We start from the raw sequence: 19690 nt of genomic DNA, 5'->3' as shown, positions 1-19690 counted from the left end.
GCGTGGCAGGATGCGCCCATGACCAGACGCACCTACGTGCTCGACCTGCTCGTCGTGCTGCTCTTCGCCCTCGCCGGGCGGGCCAGCCACGACCGCGGCGTCGACCCGCTCGGCGTCCTGGAGACCGGGTGGCCCTTCCTCGTCGGCACGGCGGTGGGCTGGATCGCCGCGGCGTTCGTCCCGCGGCCGATGCGGAGCTGGTGGCTCGAGGGGATCGTCGTGGCTGTCAGCGCGCTCGTCGTCGGGATGCTGCTGCGGTGGAGCATGGGCGAGGGCACGGCCCTGCCGTTCGTGCTGGTGGCGACCGGTGTCCTGGTGGTGGGCCTCGTCGGGTGGCGCGCGGTCGAGGCGGCCCTGGCCCGGCGGGCCTAACCCACTCACGTGAGTGGGTCGTGCACGCCATACCCCCAGATCGCGTGCACGACCCACTCACGTGAGTGGCTCGTGCACGCCATACCCCCGGATCGCGTGCACAAGTCACTCACCTGAGTGGCCCTGGCCGCCGACCTGTGGACAGCTCCGGCAGCAGCCGACCGGTCCGGGGCAGGGTGGGCGGGTGGGGAAGATCAACCTCGACGAGCCGTTCCGGGTGCGCGAGGCCGTCGCAGCCGGCCACTCGCGAAGGTTCCTGGGCTCCGACGCGTTCGTGCGGCTGCTGCCGGGCGTCGCCGTCCGCGCGAGCGCACCCCAGGACGCGCGCACGACCGCGCAGGCCGTGCTCCTGGTCGCGGGCAGGGACGCGTTCGTCTCCCACCACCAGGCGGCCAGGCTGTGGGGAGCCGTCGTCCCGGACTGTGACGTCCTGCACGCGAGCGTCCCCGGCAACCGGCACCGGTCCCGCCGGCCGGAGGTGCGCGTCCACAGGTCCTCCCGGACGCCCGTGCGTTTCCGGGGGATCCCGCTGACGAGAGCGGAGGACACCTTCGTGGACCTGGCCGGTCACCTCTCGCTGGTCGACCTCGTCGTGCTGGGCGACTCGCTGGTGAGGCGCCGGCGCACCAGGCCCGAGCAGCTGGTCACCGCGGCCGGCACGGCTCCGCCACGCCTGCGCCGACGGTCCGTGCGCGCGGCAGGGTTCGTGCGCACGGACGTCGACTCCCCCATGGAGAGCCGGTCCAGGATGCTGATGGTCCTGGCGGGCCTGCCCGAGCCGGCGGTGGACATCCGCTTCCACGACGGCGACGGCACGCTGCTGCGCCGGCTCGACATGGGCTACAGGGAGCACCGCCTGGCCATCGAGTACGACGGGCGCCAGCACGCGGAGTCGCAGGAGCAGTGGGAGTCGGACGTGGGTCGGCGCGAGGAGTTCGACGAGGCCGACTGGCGGATCGTCACCCTCCTCGCCACGGACGTCTACCGGACGCCGGGCGCCACGCTGGACCGTGTCGTGCGGGCGATGCGCAGCCGGGGCATGCAGGTGGCCGTCACCAGCGACGAGTGGCGCCGGCACTTCCCGGGGCACGCGTCACTCATCTGAGTGACTTCTGTCCGCGATCCCAGGGTATGGCGTGCGCAACCCACTCACGTGAGTGGCGCAGGCTCGGCACACCGGCTGGGAGCGTGCACGACCCACTCACGTGAGTGGCTCGGTCCCTGGACGCGACCGGCCCTCACAAGTAGTGCCCGGGCGTCCCCTGCTCCACCGCACGGCCGGGCTGGGTGCCGGTGGCGTCGCCGACGAGGGTGCGGATGTAGACGATCCGCTCCCCCTTCTTGCCCGAGATCCGGGCCCAGTCGTCGGGGTTGGTGGTGTTGGGCAGGTCCTCGTTCTCCTTGAACTCGTCCAGGTAGGCCTGCTCCAGGTGCGCCATCCGCAGCCCCTCCTCGCCGCGCGTGAGCAGGTCCTTGATCGCCAGCTTCTTGGCGCGGTCGACGATGTTGGCCACCATCGCCCCGGAGGCGAAGTCCTTGAAGTAGAGGACCTCGTGGTCCCCGCCGGCGTAGGTCACCTCGAGGAAGGCGTTCTCGGGCACCACGGCATACATCCGGGCGACGACCGCGTCGATGAGCGCGTCGACGGTCGCCTGCCGGTCACCGCCGTGCGCGGCGACCTCCTCGCGGTGGAGCGGCACCTCGGTGGTGAGGTACTTGGTGAAGATGTCCCGCGCACCACCGGCGTCCGGGCGCTCGATCTTGATCTTCACGTCCAGCCGGCCCGGCCGCAGGATCGCCGGGTCGATCATGTCCTCTCGGTTGGAGGCGCCGATGACGATGACGTTGTCGAGCCGCTCCACTCCGTCGATCTCGGCCAGCAGCTGCGGCACGATCGTCGTCTCGACGTCGGAGGAGACGCCCGACCCGCGGGTGCGGAAGAGCGACTCCATCTCGTCGAAGAAGACCACGACCGGCCTGCCGTCGGCCGACTTCTCCCGGGCCCGCTGGAAGATGGAGCGGATGTGGCGCTCGGTCTCGCCGACGTACTTGTTGAGCAGCTCCGGGCCCTTGACGTTGAGGAAGTAGCTCTTGCCGGTCTCCTCCCCGTCCGCCGGCGCAGTCTGCCGGGCGAGCGAGGCGGCGACCGCCTTGGCGATGAGCGTCTTGCCGCACCCGGGCGGACCGTAGAGCAGCACGCCCTTGGGCGCGCGCAGCTGGTGGCTGGCGTAGAGGTCGGCGTGCAGGAAGGGCAGCTCGACCGCGTCGCGGATCGTCTCGATCTGGCCGGCGAGCCCCCCGATGTCGTCGTAGGAGATGTCCGGCACCTCCTCGAGCACCAGCTCGGCCACCTCCGGCCGTGGGATCCGTTCGGTGACGAACCCGCTGCGGGCGTCCATGAGGAGCCCGTCCCCCAGGCGCACCTCCTCGCCGCGCAGCGAGCCGGCGAGCCGGCACACCCGCTCGTCCTCGCCGCGCACGACGACGACCACCCGGTCGTTGCCGAGCACCTCCTTGCAGGTCACGACCTCCCCCGACCGCTCGTAGCCGGCGAGCCCGACGACGGCCTGGGCCTCGTTGAGCAGCACCTCGCGGCCCGGGCGCAGCTCGTCGGTGTCGACCTCGGAGGAGATGTGCGTGCGCACGCGCCGGCCGGAGACCGACAGGTCCACGGTGCCGTCGCCGACGAGCCGCAGCACCTGCCCGAAGGTCAGCGGCGGGCTGGCCATGGCGTCCAGGTCCTCGCGCAGACCCACGATCTGGGTGCGCGCGGTGCGCAGGGTGTCGGCGAGCTGGTCGTTCTGGGCCTTCATCTCGCCCAGCCGGCTGCTCAGCGTGGAGACCTGTTGCTGCAGGTGCCGCTCGCGGGTGGGCTGCTCGGTCATGCGCCGCTCACTCCTTCTCGTCGGGGGTCGTTCTCGGGTATGGCGTCGCGCGCCTCCGCCGCCGCCCGCGCGTCGCGCACGGTGCGCCGCAGGCGCTTCTCGGTGCGGGTGCGCTCGCCGAGGTCCTCGGCGCTCCACTCCTCCTCGACGACCGGGGTGTAGTCCTCGCCGTAGGCGCCGGGGGCCGGGCGCTTCGTGCGCCGGTGCTCCTCGACGCCGGGCGCCAGGCGGCGCAGGGTCAGCAGGAAGCCGGTGTGGCCGTGCATCCGGTGCTCCGGGCGGACCGCCAGACCCTCCAGGTGCCAGCCGCGGACCAGGGACTCCCAGGCCACCGGCTCGGTCCAGCCGCCGGCTCGCCGGGCGGTCTCGGCCACCCGGGACAGCTGGGTGGTGGTGGCGACGTAGCAGATCAGGACGCCACCGGGCACGAGCGCCTCACCGACGACGTCCAGGCAGTCCCAGGGAGCCAGCATGTCCAGGACGACCCGGTCGACGGTGCCCGGCCCGACGGCGCGTGGCAGCGCCTCGACGAGGTCGCCGACGGTGACCGACCAGGCGGGGTGCTCCCGGCCGAAGAACGTGCGGGCGTTGGCCCTGGCGATCTCGGCGAAGTCCTCGCGCCGCTCGAAGCTGAGGAGCCGGCCGGTGTCCCCCACCGCGCGCAGCAGCGACAGCGAGAGCGCGCCGGAGCCCACGCCCGCCTCGACCACGGTCGCGCCGGGAAAGATGTCGGCGTAGGTGACGATCTGGCCGGCGTCCTTGGGATAGACCACCTGCGCGCCGCGCGGCATCGAGAGCACGAAGTCCGAGAGCAGCGGACGCAGCGCCAGGTAGTCGGTCCCGGCGGTGTGCTCCACGACCGTCCCGTCCGGGGCGCCGATGAGGTCGTCGTGGCGGACGTGCCCGCGGTGGGTGTGGAAGGTCTTGCCCGGCTCCAGGGTGATCGTGTGCAGCCGCCCCTTGGGGTCGGTCAGCTGGACACGGTCCCCCGGGCGGAACGGGCCCCGGCGCAGGTCGGCACCGGTCGCGGGATCAGTCACCCGGTCAGTCTACGAGCGGGCCGCCGGCCGGCCGCCACGGCTCAGGTCGTCGACGAGGACGGCTCCCCAGGGCCGGTCCTGCTCGTCGAGCAGGCACACCACGCCGGCACCGGTGGCCCGCATGACGTCCAGCGCCTTGTCCGAGGTCTGCCCGCGCTCCATCCGCACCGCCCATCCCTCGGGCATCCGCACCGCCACCGCCGAGACCGGCGCCACGGCCCGCTCCTGCTCCGGGACGGTGCCCAGGGATCCGGCGTGGACCAGCCCGACCGGCGGGGCGCCCGGTGCCTGGACCACCCACAGCGGCGCCTGCGACCACGGCGTGTCCGCGACCAGCGCGGTGGGCTCCACCACCCCCACGGAGCGCGCGACGTCGCCCACGAGGACCCGAGCCGCCGTCCGCCCGCGAAGGCCGGCGGCGATGGCCTGGGTCGCGCCCTGCCACAGGAACCACGCGATCACCAGCACCCACAGCATGCGGGTCAGGCTCGGCGTCCCGCCCTGCGCGACCGGCAGCAGGCCCCACAGGACGACGAGCAGCGCCACCACCCGCCCGGCCCAGCCGGCCACCCAGGTGCCGGTGCTGCGCTCGCCGGCCAGACGCCATACCAGCGCCTCGAGGAGGAAACCGCCGTCCAGGGGCAGCCCGGGGACCATGTTGAAGAGCGCGACGAAGCCGTTGGCCCAGGTGAAGGCGAGCACGAGCAGCCGGGCCACGTCGCCGTCGAGTACCCCCAGGAGCAGCCAGCCCAGCAGGGCGAGCACCCCGTTGGCCAGCGGCCCGACCACCGCGACCGCCGCGCTGCGCCCCGGGGTCGCCCCGCCCGCGTCGTGCGCGGTGTGGCCGCCCCAGAAGTCAGCCACGACCCGGGAGACCCGGAAGCCGACGCGCTGGGCCACGAGCGCGTGCGCGGCCTCGTGCGCGAGCACCGAGACCAGGAGCAGCAGGGCGAAGACGAGGGCGACGACGTAGGAGAGCGCCCCGAGCCCGAGGATCGCCTGCACCGTCGGGCCGAAGAGCGCCATGATCACGACGGCGACGAGGACCCAGCTGCGGCCGAGGTAGACCGGCACGCCGGAGAGGGTGCCGATGCGCCAGCCGGGTGTCTTCATGGGGCCCCAGCGTAGGCGGTGGCCGCCGGACCACGCTGTCGGACCGCGTCCGTAGAGTGGCCGGCATGGAGCCAGCCCTGTCCCCCTCGCGGGCCGCCGACTTCATGCAGTGCCCGATGCTCTACCGGTTCAGGGTGGTCGACCGGCTGCCGGAGCCGCCCAGCGCGGCCGCGGCGCGCGGCACCCTGGTGCACGCCGTGCTGGAGCGCCTCTTCGACCTGCCGGCCATCGAGCGGACCACCTCGGCGGCGACCGCGCTCCTGCCGCTGGAGTGGGAGCGGATGGTGGCCCAGGAGCCCGAGCTGGCCACGCTCCTCGCGCACGAGGACGGCGGCAGCGTGGCCGTGGAGGACTGGTTCGACCAGGCGACGGCGTTCGTGGAGCGCTGGTTCACGCTCGAGGACCCGACCCTGCTGGAGCCCGCGGAGCGCGAGCTCTACGTCGAGGCCCGGCTCGGGGAGCTGACCGTGCGCGGCTACGTCGACCGGCTCGACGAGGCACCTGACGGCCGGCTGCGGGTCGTCGACTACAAGACCGGCCGGGCGCCGTCGGAGTCCTTCGAGGCGCGGGCGCTGTTCCAGCTGAAGTTTTACGGCCTGGTGCTGTGGCGCAGTCGCGGCGTGCTTCCTTCGCGGCTCCAGCTGGTCTACCTGCGCGACGGTCAGGTGCTGTGGATCGACCCGACTGAGTCCGACCTGCTCGCCACGGAGCGCAAGATCCGCGCGCTGTGGGCGGCGGTCGACCTGGCTGCGCGCACCGGCGACTGGCGACCGCGGCCGGGACGGCACTGCTCCTGGTGCGTCCACCAGGCCGTCTGCCCGGCTTTCGGCGGCACCCCGCCGCCGCTGCCCGCCGACGCCTACCAGCGTTCGGTGGACCCCCGCTCCACCGGCCGCACCGACAGGCGCAGCGCGGACGCCGAGGTGGTCTGAGCGCCGCGGCCCTCCCGCACCCGTGACACGCCGGTACGCAGGCGAACCACCGTGACACGGATGCAGCCCAGACCCGCCGGTCCCGGACCTCTTCGGGTGCTCAGCCCGGCAGCCGCCTCAGCCGCGGGCGCCGCCGTCGTCCCGGCGGCGCAGGTAGCGCTCGAACTCGCGGGCGATGGCGTCCCCGGAGGCCTCCGGCAGCTCGGCGGTGTCCTGGGCCTCCTCGAGCTGACGAACGTAGTCGGCGACCTCCTCGTCGGTGGCGGCCAGCTCGTCGACCCCGCGTTCCCAGGCGCGGGCCTCCTCGGTCAGCGCGGTGTCGTCGATGACGCAGTCGAGCAGCTCCTCGACCCGGCCGAGAAGGGCCAGCGAGGCCTTCGGCGAGGGCGCTCCCCCGGCGTAGTGCGGCACCGCCGCCCAGCAGGAGAGGACGGGCACGTCCAGCTCCTGGGCCTCGTCCGCGAGCACGCCGACGATCCCGGTCGGCCCCTCGTAGGTGCTGGCCTCCAGGTCCTCCATGCTGGCCAGCAGGTCGGGGTCCTCCGTGGTCATGCTCACCGGGATGGGCCGGGTGTGCGGCACGTCGGCCAGCAGCGCCCCCAGCAGCACCATCATCTGGGCACCCTGGTGCACGGCGTAGGCCAGCACGTCGGTGGTGAACGACCGCCACCGCACGGACGGCTCGATGCCGTGGATGAGGATCACGTCCCGGCCGATCGGAGCGTCGCGCGCCAGCATGATGCGGGTCGTGGGCCAGCGGATCGTGCGCCCGCCGTCGATGCGGAGGGTCTGGGGCCGGTTGACCTGGAAGTCGTAGTAGTCCTCCGGGTCCACCGCAGCCACGACCTGGGCGTCCCACACCATGGCCAGGTGCTCGATCACGGCCGAGGCGCTCTCCCCCGCGTCGTTCCAGCCCTCGAAGGCGGCGATCACGACGGGGTCGCGCAGCTCGCCGGTCTCCCGCAGCTCGATCATCCATCACCTCTCGTTGCTCTGCCCAGGGGGCTGGGCAGGACTCGTGCCCAACCCTACGTCCCACCGGGCTACGGTGGGGCCGTGCGAGCACCAGCCGACCCCCGCGCCCTCCCCGCAGCCGTGCTGTGGGACATGGACGGCACGCTCGTGGACAGCGAGCCCTACTGGATCGCCGAGGAGGAGGCGCTCGTCTCCCGGGCCGGCGGCGTCTGGCGGACCGAGGACGCGCTGGAGCTGGTCGGCAACGACCTCATGGTCTCGGCCACGATCATCCTGGAGCGCACGCCGGTCACCGGCACCCCCGAGTCGGTCGTCCAGCGCCTGCTCGACGGCGTGGTCGCGCGGATGACGGCCTCCATGCCCTGGCGACCCGGCGCGCTGGAGCTGCTCTCCGCGTTCGTCGGGCAGGGCGTCCCGTGCGCCCTGGTGACGATGTCGTGGGCCCCGCTGGCCGACGTGCTGCTCGATCGCCTGCCGCCGAGCACCTTCGCCGCCGTCGTCACCGGCGACCAGGTCGCGCGGGGCAAGCCCCACCCCGAGCCCTACCTCGAGGCGGTCCGCCGCCTCAGCGTGGCGCCTGCGGACTGCGTGGCGGTGGAGGACTCCCCCACCGGCGCCGCCTCCTCGACGGCCGCAGGTGTGCCGACCGTGGTCGTGCCGCACGTCGTGGACGTCCCGGAGATGCCCGGCGCGGTCCAGCTGGCCACCCTGACCGGCCTGGACCCACGGGGCCTGACGGCGGCCGCGCGGTCGGTCCGGGCCTGACTCAGAGCTTGACGCCGAGCAGCGCGTCGACGGCGTCGGGCACCAGCGGGGAGGCCGGCTCGCCCTCCAGCACCGCCTGCGCCCACGCGTCCACCTCCGCGAGGGCGCGCGGGCTGGCGAGGTCGTCGGACAGCGCGGCCCGCATCCGGCCCACCGTCTGCGCACCCAGCTCGGTGGGGTAGCCCGCCGAGCAAGCCTCGGCGGCGGCACGCCATACCCTCAGCCGCTCCTGGGCGGTCTGGAGGAGCGCGGGCGTCCAGTCCCACTCCGTGCGGTAGTGCTGGGCGAGCAGGACCAGGCGCACCGCCATCGGGTCCACGCCCTCCTCGAGAAGCCGCGAGACGAGGACCAGGTTGCCCTTGGACTTGCTCATCTTCTCGCCGTCGAGGCCGACCATCGCCTGGTGCACGTAGGCCTGCGCGAAGGGCACTCCCCCGCCCTGCAGGGCGCTGGCCTGGACGGCGCTCATCTCGTGGTGGGGGAAGATCAGGTCGGTGCCGCCGCCCTGCACGTCGAAGCCCATACCGAGGTAGCGCTGGGCGATGGTCGAGCACTCGATGTGCCAGCCGGGTCGGCCGCGCCCGAGCGAGGCGCCCTCCCAGTGCGGCTCGCCCTGGCGGCCGGCGCGCCACAGCAGCGGGTCCAGCTCGTCGCGCTTGCCGGCGCGGCCCGGGTCGCCTCCGCGCTCGGCGAAGACCTCCGACATCTGCGCGCGCGTCCACCCCGAGACCGAGCCGAAACTGGGCTGCTGAGCCAGGTCCAGGTAGTGGTCGGCCCGCCCCGCCCCCTCGACCGTCGCCTCGTCCTGCGGCACCGGGACGGGGTATGCCGTGCCGTCGGCCAGCAGCTGCTCGACCGCCACCACGTCGTCGGGGATGCCGTCGACGGCGCTGACGTAGTGGTCCGGGGGGATGACGCGCAGCGCCTCCATGTCGGCGAAGAAAAGGGCGATCTGGTCGGCGGCGAGCTCCTGCCAGCCGACGCCGTCCCGCTCGGCACGCTCCAGCAGCGGCTCGTCCACGTCGGTGACGTTCTGCACGTAGAGCACGTCCAGGCCGCTGTCCCGCCATACCCGCTGGAGCAGGTCGAAGGTGACGTAGGTCGCCGCGTGCCCGATGTGGGTGGCGTCGTAGGGGGTGATCCCGCAGACGTAGAGCCGGGCGGTGCCCTCGAACGGGCGGGTGCGCACCCGCGAGCCGGTGGCGGTGTCGTGCACGGTGAGCGGCCCCCCGCGCTGCGCGAGGGACAGGGTGGGCACGTCGACCGGGGACCAGGACTTCACGAGGCCCAAGCCTACGTGCCGCCGGTCACCACAACGGCCAGGGCAGGGGGTAGCGGCCCCCCGGCGGCAGCGGCATGGCCCCCGCAGCCAGGAGCTGCCCGGTCCGGGAGGCGAGCGCGTCGAGCTCCTCCGCCGAGAGCAGCCCCGCCAGCACGGCGTGCGTCGGCGGGCGGCCGAGCGCCTCCTGGAGGGAGCGCAGAGCCGCGCGGTCCGGGTCGCGCAGGGGCGCCCCCGCCCACCCCCACAGGACGGTGCGCAGCTTGTCCTGCGCGTGCAGGCACAACCCGTGGTCGAAGCCGCGCAGCCGGCCGGTGACGTCCCGGGTCAGGTGGGACGCCTTGCGGTCGGCGTTGGTCAGGACGGCGTCGAGCACCGCCATCGAGCGCAGGTCGGGGTCGTCGGCGTGCGCGACGACCACGTCCTCACCATCGGCTCCCGTCCCGGAGACGACGGCCAGCCAGCCCGGTCCGAGCTGGTCGGGGGTGAGCACCTCGACCAGACCCTCGGACGGGTCTGCCAGCCGCTCCTCCGTCTGCCGGACCCACCACTGCACCGAGCCGGGTCCCATCGGGCCGTCGCGCAGCACGGTGGGCGGCACCAGGTCCCAGCCGGCCGCCGCGGAGACCAGGTATGCGGCCACCTCCCTGGCAGCGAGGGTGCCGGCCGGGAAGTCGGCCAGGGGACGCTCCCCGCGGACCGGCTTGTAGACCGCCCGGTGACCCGTGGGCCTGCCGTCGCCGTCGACGAGGTCGACGAGCAGGGTGAGGTTGGAGGCCTCGGTGAGCACCCCGACCGGGGCGAGGTCGTGGCGGCCGAGCAGCTCGAGCGCCGCCTCGTCGGTCAGCAACGGACCGTCGCTCACCGCCGGTAGCCGTTGGACCGCGGGCACACGTGGCCCGCAGGGTCCAGCGGCTGCCCGCAGAACGGGCAGGAGGGCCGCCCGCCCCCGAGCGAGGCGGTGCAGCGCTGCGCGAAGGCCCTGGCCCGGGCCGGCTCCAGGACCACGGTGAGCGTCTGCGGCGGCAGTCCGCTCCAGGGATGGTCGGCGTCCGGGTCGAGCTCGAGCAGGTCCTCCTCGTCGGGCCGGTCGTGCGCCTCGAGGACCACGCGCTGCCGGTCGGGCAGCCAGGCCACCGAGAGCCGCTGCACGCGGAAGTCGTCGTCGAAGGGGCTGTCCAGAGCGCCGGTGTCGACGAACGCGGCGGCCGCCTCCTCCGAGCCCTCGACCGGGGCGACCTGGTCCAGCAGCTCCACCAGCGAGGTCCCCAGCAGGCGCACCTGCTCCTTCTCCAGCGACACGGTGGTGCGCCGGTCGCCGTCGGTGGCCTGGAGGAAGAAGGTGCGCTGCCCCGGGGGGCCGACGCTCCCGGCGACGCAGCGCTCCGGGGGGTCGTAGAGCGAGAGCGGCATGGGTCCTACCCTACGGCTGTCCCGCGACCGTGCCGGCGCCACCGGCCCCGCCGCCGACGTCGGCGTCACCGCTGCCGCCGTCCTCCGAGACGAGCCTGGCGACGAGGGCGGACAGGTCCACGGGCTCGCTGCCGGTGTCGTTGGTGCGCAGCACGAAGGGCCGTCGCTCGGTCCGGTGCACGATGCTGACCGAGGCGGGGTCGACCACGATGCGCTGGAACTCGTCCAGAGGGGTCGCCAGCGCGTCGGCGAGCACCGCCTTGATGACGTCGCCGTGGCTGACCGCCACCCATACCGCGCCCGGCCCGTGCCGTTCCTCGACGCGACGGTCCCAGTCGCGGACCGCGGCGACCGCGCGGGCCTGCATCTGCGCCATACCCTCGTGCTCGTGGTCGGGGTGGGCCGGGAAGACGACGGCCGAGGGCGCGTCCTGGACCTGGCGCCACAGCGGCTCCTTCGCCAGCTCCTTCAGCGGGCGGCCGGTCCATGCCCCGTAACGGGCCTCGCCGAGGTCCTGCTCGACCTCCTGCGCGGGTGGGGCGCCGTCGGTGCCGGCGAGGGCGGCGAGGACCTCGGCGGCGGTCTGCAGGCAGCGCTGCAGCGGGCTGGAGACCACGGCGACGACGCCGGTGCTCCGCAGCCGGGAGCCGACGCGCCGCGCCTGCTCGATACCCGTCTCGTCCAGGGCAGTGCCGGGGGTCCACCCGGCGAGCACACCGTCAGCGTTGGCGCTGGTCCGGCCGTGCCTGAGGAGCAGGCAGATCGCCATCAGGCTCCGTCCGTGAGGCGCCGGTGCGCCTCCACCGCCATCTCGAGGGCCTCCATCCGGGAGGCCTCGTCCTTGCCCCAGGGCGCGACGTTCAGGGTGGTGATCCCGGCGTCGGCGTAGCGGCGCATCCGCTCGGTGACCCGGTCCAGGTCGCCGAGCAGGGAGGTGTCGTCGACGAACTGCGGCGGGAGCGCTGCCGCTGCCTCGGCGTACCTGCGGTCCAGGTAGAGCTCCTGGACGCGCGCGGCCTCCTTCTCGTAGCCCATCCGGCAGGCGAGCTGGTTGTAGAAGTTCTGCTCGCGGCTGCCCATGCCGCCGACGTAGAGCGCCGGGTAGGGGCTGACCACGCGGGCGCAGGCCTCCAGGTCGTCCCCGACGGCGGTGGCGACGGTGGCGCTGGTGTCGAACACTGCCGGGGCGGTGCCCTCCGGGCGACGCGCCAGGCCGGCCTCGATGCGCTCGCGCTGCTCGCCGAAGTAGTCCGGGGCGACGAACACGCCGAGCCAGCCCTCCGCGACCTCGCCGGCCAGCTCGAGGTTCTTCGGGCCGACCGCCGCGAGGTAGATGGGGATGTGCCGCCGGTGGGAGCTGGTCAGCCGCAGCGCCTTGCCCGGACCGTCGGGCAGCGGCAGGGTGAAGTGCTCGCCCTCGTAGACGACCGGCTGGTGCGCCAGCGCCGTGCGCACGATGTCGACGTACTCGCGGGTGCGGCCCAGCGGCCTGGCGAAGCGCACCCCGTGCCAGCCCTCGGACACCTGGGGACCGCTGACGCCCAGCCCGAGGCGGAACCGACCGCCGGAGAGGCTGTCCAGGCCGGCCGCGGCCATGGCGGTCGCCGCGGGCGTGCGGGCCGGGATCTGCATGACCCCCGCCCCCAGGCCGATCCGCTGGGTCCGCGCGCCGATCCAGGAAAGGACGCTGATGCAGTCGGGGCCGTAGGCCTCGGCGGCCCAGACCACGTCCACCCCCAGCTCGTCCGCCCGCAGGGCGAGGGCGAGGTTCTCCTCGTCCCGGCCCTGCCCCCAGAAGCCGCAGTAGAGCCCGAGCCTCACCGCTCAGCCCCGGGGACGGTCGTCGAGGTCGAACTGCTCGTCGTCCAGGCCGAGGTACCGCGAGCCGGAGTCGTCGTCGTCCTCGTCGAGGTCCCCACCCCCGTCGTCGTCGTCCTCGTCGCCATCGTCGTCGTCGTCGTCGTCGTCGTCGTCCTCGTCGTCGTCGTCATCGTCGTCGTCATCGTCGTAGTCGTACTCGTCGTCGTCCACGAGGTCCTCGTCGTAGACCTCCAGCGGAGTGACCTCGCCGTAGGCGTCCATGAGGGCGTCGTCGTAGGCGGTGAAGGCCTCGGCCACGCGTTCGTAGGCCTCGATCACCGAGGGGTCGTCCTCTCCACGGCTGACCGCTGCGGTCTCCAGGTGGGTCTCGAGTGCGGCGACGAGGGCGGACAGGGCGGCGCGCGGATCAGCGGTCATGGTGCTGACGGTAGCGCGAATCGACGACCCGCGGTGCACGTCGTGCACAGGCGCTTCCGGTCTCTGCCTATGCTGTCGGTCACGATGGTCGAGTACGAGTTCCGCGAGATGCGCTTCCCCCGAGACACCAGCAGGTCGGCGGTGCGGCAGGCGCTCACCGAGGCCGCCGAGTACGAGCACTGGGAGCTGGTCAGGGTCACGCTGTTCTGGGGCGGTCTGCGCCGGGTCACGCTGCGGCGCAAGATCATCCGGGTCCGCCGCACCGCCTGACCTCAGCCGACGACGCGCACCACGAGGCGGCGCCAGAAACCGGTCGTCCGGTCCAGCTTCTCCCGCCGCTGACGCGCGGCCTGCGCCTCGCCGCTGAAGGCCCCGGCGTAGTTGCGGGTCCCCAGCCCGGTGACCACGGCGTCCCTCACCCCGCCGCCGGAGGACAGCGACACTCCGGCTCCGGTCAGCGCGGCCAGGTCGCGGTAGCAGCCCCGGCACAGGCGCCGGCCGGACACGGTCGAGCCGCCCCGACGGTGCAGACGTCCGCACTGCGCGCAACGAGTCATGCGAGCACCCTAGCGTGGTCCAGCCCCGGTGGGGCCGGTCCGGTCTCCCGGTCGACGGGTTGCGCCGGTGGCCATGGGCCCGGCCTAGCAGTCGGCGACAAGCTGGCCCAGGACGCGGGTGCCGAACCGGACCGCCTCGACGGGCACGCGCTCGTCGACGCCGTGGAACATGCCGGTGAAGTCGAGGTCGTCGGGCAGCTGCAGCGGAGCGAAGCCGTAACCGGTGATACCCAGGCGCGAGAGGTGCTTGTTGTCGGTGCCGCCGGACAGGCAGTAGGGCAGGACGTGGGCGCCGGGGTCCTCCTTGAGCAGGGCCCGCTTCATCGACTCCACCAGCTCGCCGGAGGAGGGCGCCTCCAGGGCGATGTCCCGGTGGACCACCTCGACCTCCACGTGCTCGCCGGCCAGCTCGCGGATCGTGGACATCAGCTCCTCCTCGTGGCCGGGAAGGAATCGGCAGTCCAGGGAGGCCGTCGCCGACTGGGGGACGACGTTGTGCTTGTAGCCGGAGTCCAGCATGGAGAAGTTGGAGGTGTCCTGCAGGGTGCCTTCCACGAAGCGCCGTGCCCCGCCGAGCCGGCCGAGCATGTCCTCGATGCGCTCCTCGGACCAGCTTCCGCCCACGATCCGTGCGACGCCGTCGAAGAGCTCGCGCACCGAGGCGATGTAGGTGCGCGGCCACGTGTGCGCATCGATCCTGGCGATCGCCTCCGCCAGGCGGACGATCGCGTTCTGGTCGTTGGGCACCGACCCGTGGCCGGCGCGGCCACGGGCGCGCAGACGCAGCCAGGCGATGCCCTTCTCCGCGGTCTGGAGAAGGTAGGCCCGGGTGGGGGCGCCGGTCGCGGCGTCAGGCAGGGTGATGGAGAAGCCTCCGACCTCGCTGATCGCCTCCGTGCAGCCCTCGAACCACTCCGGGTGCTCGGCGACGACGTGGCCCGCCCCCTTGGTGCCGCCGGCCTCCTCGTCGGCGAAGAAGGCCCAGACGATGTCGCGCGGGGGCTTCTCCCCCGAGCGGGCGAGCTGGCGCAGGTTGGCCAGGAGCATGGCGTCCATGTCCTTCATGTCCACCGCGCCGCGGCCCCAGATCAGTCCGTCCCTCTCCTCGGCGGCGAACGGGTCCACCGACCAGTCGGAGGCCTCCGCAGGAACGACGTCGAGGTGTCCGTGCAGGACCAGCCCGCCGCGCGAGCTGTCCCGGCCCTCGGTGCGCACGACCACGCTGGCCCGGCCGGGGTCGGACTCGGTCAGCTGCGGGTCGAGGCCGACCTCCTGCAGCAGGCCCATGACGTAGTCGGCCGCCTCCCGCTCCCCCGGCCCGCTCCCGTCACCGTAGTTGGAGGTGTCGATCCGGATCAGCTCCTTGCAGATCCGGACGGCCTCGTCCTCGACTGTCGTGGTCATGCGGTCCGGGTCCTGGGAGGTCGTCATGTCGCCACTCTAGGACGTCGGGGCGAGGCGCGGACCGGGCCTCTGGCGGGGCGTCGGTCCGGGCGCCGTCTCACTCGTTGGGCTCGGCGAAGAGCTCCAGGTGGTTGCACTCCCGGCAGCGGAACGCGCGCACGAGCAGGCGCTGGTTGCCCATGGTGGAGAACCCGCCGAAGGCGCTGGTGTCCCGCGCGCCCCGGACCCAGCGCACGTAGCCCCTGGCGCCCTGGCCGGTGTCCTCCAGGTAGCCCTCGTCGAGCAGGCCCTCCGCGCCGCAGGTCGTGCAGCGCGAACGGGCCCGCTGCCAGCCCGCGCCGGCTCCGCCGAGGCTCACCTCAGGCTCCGCCACCGACGCCGAGCTTGGACTCCACGCACTCGACGAACTTGCCGAGCAGCCTGTCCGAGACGGTCTGCATGACGCCGCGGCCGAACTGTGCCGGCTTGCCGGTGATGGACAGCTCGGTACCGACGTCGACGCGCGTGCCGGTGCCGTCGGGCGCCAGCTGCATGGTGACGGTGGCCCCGGCGTTGCCCAGGCCGCGCAGGCCCTTGCCCGTACCCTCGATCACCGCCCGGTGGGCCGCGTCGTCGCGCTCGAGGAACTTGCCGGTGCCCTGGTAGGTCACCGCGATGGGTCCCAGCTTGACCTTGACGTTGCCGGCGAAGGTCTCCTCGTCGGCCTCGGTCACCGTGGCCCCGGGGAAGCATCCGCCGACGGTCTCCAGGTCGGTGAGCAGGGCCCAGGTGCGGTCCGGCGGCGCAGGGACGGTGAAGCTGTGCTCCAGCTGCATCGCCATCCGTCAGCCTCCCGCCGCCGCGAGCACGGCCCGTCGGGTCAGGACCCCGGCCAGGTGGCGCCGGTAGTCGGCCTGCCCGTTGAGGTCGGAGGGCGGGTCGGTGCCCTCGCCGGCCCGGGAGCAGACCTCGGCGAGGGCCTCCTGCGTGGCGGCCAGCCCGACGAGCGCCTGCTCCACGGCGGTCGCGCGCAGCGGCACCGAACCCATGTTGGTCAGGCCGACCTTGGCCTCGGCGATCGTGCCGCCCTCGGCGCGCACGCAGGCGGCGACGCCGATGATGGCCCACTGGTGGGAGACCCGGACGAACTTCTCGTAGTGGCTGCCCCAGCCGGTGTGCTTGGGGATCGTGACCGCGGTCAGCAGCTCGCCGTCGCCGATCGCGGTCTCGAAGAGGTCGACGAAGAAGTCGGCGGCGGGCACCTGGCGCGGCCCGACCACGCCGCGGCTCTGCACCTCCATGGTGGCGTCCAGCGCCAGCACCGGGGCACCGACGTCGCCGGCGGGGTCGCTGTGCGCGAGCGCCCCGCAGACCGTGCCGCGGTGGCGGATCTGGGGGTCGGCGACCTCGGCGACGGCCTTGTGCAGCAGGCCCAGGTGCTCCTGGACCAGCGGGGAGGCGAGGATGTCGGCGTAGGTGGCGCCCGCGCCGATGCGGATCGCCTCGCCCTGATCCGTGATCTCCTTGAGCTCCTCGATGCCGGAGATGTCCACCACGATGCCCGGCGCGTTCAGCCGCATCCGCAGGACGGGGAGCAGCGACTGGCCCCCGGCCAGGACCTTGGCCTCGTCCCCGTGCTCGGAGAGCAGGGCCAGAGCCTCCTGGACGGTGGCGGGCGCGGCGTAGTCGAACTGTGCGGGGATCATGCCTGGCCGCCTTCGGTCTCGGGGGTGTCCTGGTTGGGCTCGTCGGCCTCGAAGTGGGGCTGCGCCCCCTCCGCCGGTGGCGCGGTGCCGCCCGCGCCACCCTCCTGGATCGCCCGCCACACCCGCTCGGGCGTCATCGGCATCCGGATGTCGCTCACGCCGTACTGGCGCAGCGCGTCCAGGACCGCGTTGACCACGGCCGGGGTCGAGGCGATCGTGCCGGCCTCCCCGACACCCTTGGCACCGAGGTCGTTGGTGGTCGACGGGGTGACGGTGCGGTCGGTCACGAAGCTGATCGTGTCGGCCGACGTGGGCAGGGTGTAGTCGACGAACGAGCCGGTCACCAGGGTGCCCTGGTCGTCGTGGACCGCGCCCTCCCACAGCGCCTGCGCGATGCCCTGGACCAGGCCGCCGTGGACCTGGCCGTCGACCAGCAGCGGGTTGACGACGTTGCCGACGTCGTCGACGCAGACGTAGGACCGCATCGTCGACTCGCCGGTCTCGGTGTCGATCTCCATCGCGCACAGGTGGGTGCCGTGCGGGTAGGAGAAGTTGACCGGGTCGTAGGTCGCGTCGGCGTCCAGGCTGGGCTCCATGCCGTCGGGCAGGTCGTGCGCCGCGAAGACCCTCAGCGCGAGGTCGGTCAGAGCCACGCCCTCCTGGCCCTCGCCCGCACCGCGGACGGTGAACCGGCCCTCGCCGTACTCGAGGTCGTCGACGTTGGCCTCCAGCACGTGCGCCGCGAGCGGCCTCGCCTTCTCGACCACCTTGCGCGCCGCCTTGACCACGGCCTGGCCGCCGACCACCAGGGAGCGGGAGCCGTAGGTGTCCAGGCCCTTGTGGCTGATCTGGGTGTCGCCGTGCAGCACCTCCACGTCCTCGAAGGGAACGCCCAGCTCGTCGGCGACGATCTGGCTCCAGGACGTGACGTGACCCTGGCCGTGCGGGGACACCCCGGTGATGACCTCGACCTTGCCCGAGGGCAGCATCCGCACCGCGGCGTGCTCCCAGCCGCCGGCGCCGTAGGACAGCGAGCCCAGCACCCGGCTGGGCGCCAGCCCGCACATCTCGGTGAAGGTGGACACGCCGATCCCCAGCTGGACCCGGTCCCCGCTCTCGCGGCGACGCGCCTGCTCGGCCCGCAGCTCCTCATACCCGAACAGCTCGACCGCCCGCGCGGTGGCGGCCTCGTAGTTGCCGGTGTCGTACTCCAGGCCGGCGACCGTGGTGAACGGGAACTCCTCGTGCTTGATCCAGTTCTGCTCGCGGATCTCCAGAGGGTCGCGCCCGAGCTCGGTGGCCAGCTCGTCCATCATCCGTTCGATCGCGAACGTCGCCTCCGGCCGGCCGGCGCCGCGGTAGGCGTCGGTCCAGGTGAGGTTGGTGAAGACGTTCTGGCACTCGAACCGGTAGGCCGGGAACTTGTAGATCGCGTTGTACATGAACGCGCCCAGGATCGGCACGCCGGAGGTGACCAGGCCCAGGTAGGCGCCCATGTTGGCGGTCAGGTGCACCTTCAGGCCGGTGACCGTGCCGTCCTTCCTGGCGGCGAGCGTGAGCTTCTGCCACTGGTCGCGGCCGTGGTGGCTCGAGAGCAGGGACTCGCTGCGGGTCTCGGTCCACTTGCACGGCTTGCCGGTGGCGCGGGCCGCGAGGAAGGTGATGACCTCCTCGGGGGTGACCTGCAGCTTGCCGCCGAAGCCGCCGCCCACGTCCGGGGCGATGACCCGGATCTTGGACTCGGGCATATCGAGGGTCAGGGCCAGCATCAGCCGCAGGATGTGCGGGATCTGGGTGGCCGACCACATGGTGAACTGCTCGCCGGTGGGGTCGACGACGACGCTGCGCGGCTCCATGTAGGCGGGGATGAGGCGCTGCTGGCGGAACTCGCGCTCGACGAGCACCTCGGCGTCGCGGATCGCGTCCTCGACGTCGCTGCCGGTGCCGGCCTCGGCGGAGTCGAAGATCCACAGCGCGGACTGGTTCGTCCCCAGGTCGGGGTGCGCGAGCCGCTCGTCGGCGGCGGCCGCCTTGAGGTCGACGACGGGCTCGAGCTCCTCGTAGTCCACGTCGACCAGCTCGGCGGCGTCCCTGGCCGCCGCGGGCGTGCGGGCCACGACGACGGCGACGACCTCGCCGGAGAAGGCCACCCGGTCCACCGCGATCGCGGGGTGCGGCGGGGCCTTCTGCTCGGGGGTGACGGGCCAGGCGTTGGGCAGCGAGCCCTGCTGGTCCTTGACGTCCTCGCCGGTGAGGACCAGGACCACGCCCGCGGACTCCCGGGCCGCGCTGGTGTCGATCCCGGTGATGCGGGCGTGGGCGTAGGGGCTGCGCACCGTCGCCACGTGCAGCATGCCCGGCAGGACGATGTTGTCGGTGAACCTGCTGCGTCCGGTCACCAGGTGCCGGTCCTCCTTGCGCCTGCGGTCCCGGCCGACCTCGCGGCCGTGCTGCTGCTCGGCGACCACCTCGGTGCTGGTGCTCATGCCTGCTCACCCACCGAGCTGGTCCCGGCGGCCTGCAGGACCGCGCGGACGATGTTGTGGTAGCCGGTGCACCGGCACAGGTTGCCCTCCATGCCGACGCGCACCTCATCCTCGGTCGGGTCGGGGTTCTCCCGGAGCAGGTCGGTGGCCTGCATGATCATGCCCGGCGTGCAGAAGCCGCACTGGAGCGCGTGGCACTGCCCGAAGGCCTCCTGCACCGGTGAGAGCGCCCCGCCCGCGGGGTTCGACAGGCCTTCGATGGTCGTCACCTCGTGGCCGTCGGCCTGGACCGCCAGGACGTTGCAGGACTTCACGCTGCGGCCGTCCAGGTGGACGGTGCAGGCACCGCAGTTGCTGGTGTCGCAGCCCACGAGCGTGCCCGTCTTGCCCAGCTGTTCTCGCAGGTAGTGCACGAGCAGCGTGCGGGGCTCGACCTCGTCGTCGTACGTCACGCCGTCGACCTTCACGGAGATGCGCGTCATCGTCTTCCTCCACGGGAAAAGGGGACATCCTTGTCCCTCGGCATCTTTGCCTGTCCTGGGCGCG

At 73.1% G+C, this 19690-nt stretch carries 22 protein-coding genes; 5 read left to right on the top strand and 17 right to left on the bottom strand.

Annotated features, from left to right (window positions below; genetic code table 11):
- Positions 1–18 precede the first annotated feature (18 nt).
- Together DV701_RS02760 and DV701_RS02755 are read left to right on the top strand one after the other, a co-directional pair.
- Positions 19–372 (top strand): DUF3054 domain-containing protein, encoded by a 354-nt coding sequence (locus DV701_RS02760; RefSeq protein ID WP_114926969.1) that lies wholly within the window; start codon positions 19–21, stop codon positions 370–372.
- Positions 373–556: 184 nt separating this feature from the next.
- Positions 557–1477 (top strand): hypothetical protein, encoded by a 921-nt coding sequence (locus DV701_RS02755; protein ID WP_228255184.1) that lies wholly within the window; start codon positions 557–559, stop codon positions 1475–1477.
- Positions 1478–1610: 133 nt separating this feature from the next.
- Here DV701_RS02755 and arc read toward each other — a convergent pair whose 3' ends face one another.
- From arc to DV701_RS02740, 3 genes are read right to left on the bottom strand one after another with little or no spacing between them, the layout of a single operon-like run.
- On the bottom strand, positions 1611–3257 hold the full coding sequence (gene arc / locus DV701_RS02750; RefSeq protein ID WP_114926968.1) for a proteasome ATPase: 1647 nt from the start codon (positions 3255–3257) through the stop codon (positions 1611–1613).
- On the bottom strand, positions 3254–4297 hold the full coding sequence (locus tag DV701_RS02745; RefSeq protein ID WP_228255183.1) for a tRNA (adenine-N1)-methyltransferase: 1044 nt from the start codon (positions 4295–4297) through the stop codon (positions 3254–3256). Before DV701_RS02745 ends, arc begins: the two co-directional genes overlap by 4 nt.
- 9 nt (positions 4298–4306) lie before the next feature.
- On the bottom strand, positions 4307–5410 hold the full coding sequence (locus DV701_RS02740) for a site-2 protease family protein (protein ID WP_114926967.1): 1104 nt from the start codon (positions 5408–5410) through the stop codon (positions 4307–4309).
- Between the two features lie 65 nt (positions 5411–5475).
- Between DV701_RS02740 and DV701_RS02735 the strand changes: the two genes are divergently transcribed.
- The gene (locus tag DV701_RS02735) at positions 5476–6342 is read left to right on the top strand and encodes a RecB family exonuclease (RefSeq protein ID WP_114930646.1); all 867 of its coding nucleotides are present in this window, start codon (positions 5476–5478) and stop codon (positions 6340–6342) included.
- A 117-nt stretch (positions 6343–6459) separates the two neighbouring features.
- Here the strand turns inward: DV701_RS02735 and DV701_RS02730 are convergent, their stop codons facing one another.
- Positions 6460–7317, bottom strand: a complete 858-nt coding sequence (locus DV701_RS02730; RefSeq protein ID WP_114926966.1) for a PAC2 family protein — start codon at positions 7315–7317, stop codon at positions 6460–6462.
- Between the two features lie 81 nt (positions 7318–7398).
- Between DV701_RS02730 and DV701_RS02725 the strand changes: the two genes are divergently transcribed.
- Positions 7399–8082: an HAD family hydrolase gene (locus DV701_RS02725; protein WP_228255182.1), complete on the top strand. Its 684-nt coding sequence runs from the start codon at positions 7399–7401 to the stop codon at positions 8080–8082.
- Position 8083: 1 nt separating this feature from the next.
- Here the strand turns inward: DV701_RS02725 and mshC are convergent, their stop codons facing one another.
- The 6 genes from mshC to DV701_RS02690 are packed head-to-tail and all read right to left on the bottom strand — an operon-like array spanning position 8084 to position 13012.
- Positions 8084–9364 (bottom strand): cysteine--1-D-myo-inosityl 2-amino-2-deoxy-alpha-D-glucopyranoside ligase, encoded by a 1281-nt coding sequence (gene mshC / locus DV701_RS02720; RefSeq protein ID WP_114926965.1) that lies wholly within the window; start codon positions 9362–9364, stop codon positions 8084–8086.
- A gap of 25 nt (positions 9365–9389) precedes the next feature.
- Complete coding sequence (locus DV701_RS02715) at positions 9390–10226, bottom strand: SCO1664 family protein (RefSeq protein ID WP_202863612.1); 837 nt, start codon at positions 10224–10226, stop codon at positions 9390–9392.
- Positions 10223–10774: a DUF3090 family protein gene (locus DV701_RS02710; RefSeq protein WP_114926964.1), complete on the bottom strand. Its 552-nt coding sequence runs from the start codon at positions 10772–10774 to the stop codon at positions 10223–10225. Before DV701_RS02710 ends, DV701_RS02715 begins: the two co-directional genes overlap by 4 nt.
- A gap of 10 nt (positions 10775–10784) precedes the next feature.
- Complete coding sequence (locus tag DV701_RS02705) at positions 10785–11543, bottom strand: MSMEG_4193 family putative phosphomutase (RefSeq protein ID WP_114926963.1); 759 nt, start codon at positions 11541–11543, stop codon at positions 10785–10787.
- Positions 11543–12595 carry an LLM class F420-dependent oxidoreductase gene (locus tag DV701_RS02700; RefSeq protein ID WP_114926962.1) on the bottom strand — a complete coding sequence of 351 codons (1053 nt, stop codon included), beginning with the start codon at positions 12593–12595 and terminating at the stop codon, positions 11543–11545. Before DV701_RS02700 ends, DV701_RS02705 begins: the two co-directional genes overlap by 1 nt.
- Before the next feature lie 3 nt (positions 12596–12598).
- Entirely contained in the window at positions 12599–13012 is a 414-nt protein-coding gene (locus tag DV701_RS02690) for a hypothetical protein (protein WP_202863611.1), read from the bottom strand.
- Positions 13013–13096: 84 nt separating this feature from the next.
- Between DV701_RS02690 and DV701_RS02685 the strand changes: the two genes are divergently transcribed.
- The gene (locus DV701_RS02685; protein WP_114930640.1) at positions 13097–13282 is read left to right on the top strand and encodes a DUF5703 family protein; all 186 of its coding nucleotides are present in this window, start codon (positions 13097–13099) and stop codon (positions 13280–13282) included.
- Positions 13283–13284: 2 nt separating this feature from the next.
- Here the strand turns inward: DV701_RS02685 and DV701_RS02680 are convergent, their stop codons facing one another.
- From DV701_RS02680 to DV701_RS02650, 7 genes are all read right to left on the bottom strand, one after another.
- A complete protein-coding gene (locus DV701_RS02680; RefSeq protein WP_162802757.1) occupies positions 13285–13569 on the bottom strand; it encodes a hypothetical protein in 285 nt (94 codons plus the stop codon).
- Between the two features lie 84 nt (positions 13570–13653).
- A complete protein-coding gene (locus DV701_RS02675) occupies positions 13654–15000 on the bottom strand; it encodes a M20/M25/M40 family metallo-hydrolase (protein WP_114926960.1) in 1347 nt (448 codons plus the stop codon).
- A gap of 70 nt (positions 15001–15070) precedes the next feature.
- Entirely contained in the window at positions 15071–15346 is a 276-nt protein-coding gene (locus tag DV701_RS02670; protein ID WP_228255181.1) for a hypothetical protein, read from the bottom strand.
- Positions 15333–15794 carry an SRPBCC family protein gene (locus DV701_RS02665; protein WP_228255180.1) on the bottom strand — a complete coding sequence of 154 codons (462 nt, stop codon included), beginning with the start codon at positions 15792–15794 and terminating at the stop codon, positions 15333–15335. The genes DV701_RS02670 and DV701_RS02665 overlap by 14 nt, the downstream gene beginning before the upstream one ends.
- Positions 15795–15797: 3 nt before the next feature.
- Positions 15798–16658 (bottom strand): FAD binding domain-containing protein, encoded by an 861-nt coding sequence (locus tag DV701_RS02660; RefSeq protein ID WP_114926959.1) that lies wholly within the window; start codon positions 16656–16658, stop codon positions 15798–15800.
- A complete protein-coding gene (locus DV701_RS02655) occupies positions 16655–19144 on the bottom strand; it encodes a xanthine dehydrogenase family protein molybdopterin-binding subunit (protein ID WP_114926958.1) in 2490 nt (829 codons plus the stop codon). The genes DV701_RS02660 and DV701_RS02655 overlap by 4 nt, the downstream gene beginning before the upstream one ends.
- Positions 19141–19626: a (2Fe-2S)-binding protein gene (locus DV701_RS02650; RefSeq protein ID WP_114926957.1), complete on the bottom strand. Its 486-nt coding sequence runs from the start codon at positions 19624–19626 to the stop codon at positions 19141–19143. The genes DV701_RS02655 and DV701_RS02650 overlap by 4 nt, the downstream gene beginning before the upstream one ends.
- Between the last annotated feature and the right edge of the window lie 64 nt (positions 19627–19690).

The sequence above is a fragment of the Ornithinimicrobium avium genome, from assembly GCF_003351765.1.
Taxonomy (GTDB): Bacteria; Actinomycetota; Actinomycetes; order Actinomycetales; family Dermatophilaceae; genus Ornithinicoccus; species Ornithinicoccus avius.
This window is presented reverse-complemented; position numbering and strand designations above follow the sequence as displayed.

Bases quoted from the DNA above. Each gene is read 5' to 3' on its own strand.
- DV701_RS02650 (WP_114926957.1), bottom strand. From the start codon at position 19,626: ATGACGCGCATCTCCGTGAAGGTCGACGGCGTGACGTACGACGACGAG.
- arc (WP_114926968.1), bottom strand. From the start codon at position 3,257: ATGACCGAGCAGCCCACCCGCGAGCGGCACCTGCAGCAACAGGTCTCC.
- DV701_RS02680 (WP_162802757.1), bottom strand. From the start codon at position 13,569: ATGACTCGTTGCGCGCAGTGCGGACGTCTGCACCGTCGGGGCGGCTCG.
- DV701_RS02655 (WP_114926958.1), bottom strand. From the start codon at position 19,144: ATGAGCACCAGCACCGAGGTGGTCGCCGAGCAGCAGCACGGCCGCGAG.
- DV701_RS02685 (WP_114930640.1), top strand. From the start codon at position 13,097: ATGGTCGAGTACGAGTTCCGCGAGATGCGCTTCCCCCGAGACACCAGC.
- DV701_RS02735 (WP_114930646.1), top strand. From the start codon at position 5,476: ATGGAGCCAGCCCTGTCCCCCTCGCGGGCCGCCGACTTCATGCAGTGC.
- DV701_RS02660 (WP_114926959.1), bottom strand. From the start codon at position 16,658: ATGATCCCCGCACAGTTCGACTACGCCGCGCCCGCCACCGTCCAGGAG.
- DV701_RS02710 (WP_114926964.1), bottom strand. From the start codon at position 10,774: ATGCCGCTCTCGCTCTACGACCCCCCGGAGCGCTGCGTCGCCGGGAGC.
- DV701_RS02730 (WP_114926966.1), bottom strand. From the start codon at position 7,317: ATGATCGAGCTGCGGGAGACCGGCGAGCTGCGCGACCCCGTCGTGATC.
- DV701_RS02740 (WP_114926967.1), bottom strand. From the start codon at position 5,410: ATGAAGACACCCGGCTGGCGCATCGGCACCCTCTCCGGCGTGCCGGTC.
- DV701_RS02665 (WP_228255180.1), bottom strand. From the start codon at position 15,794: ATGGCGATGCAGCTGGAGCACAGCTTCACCGTCCCTGCGCCGCCGGAC.
- DV701_RS02690 (WP_202863611.1), bottom strand. From the start codon at position 13,012: ATGACCGCTGATCCGCGCGCCGCCCTGTCCGCCCTCGTCGCCGCACTC.
- DV701_RS02760 (WP_114926969.1), top strand. From the start codon at position 19: ATGACCAGACGCACCTACGTGCTCGACCTGCTCGTCGTGCTGCTCTTC.
- DV701_RS02705 (WP_114926963.1), bottom strand. From the start codon at position 11,543: ATGGCGATCTGCCTGCTCCTCAGGCACGGCCGGACCAGCGCCAACGCT.
- DV701_RS02675 (WP_114926960.1), bottom strand. From the start codon at position 15,000: ATGACGACCTCCCAGGACCCGGACCGCATGACCACGACAGTCGAGGAC.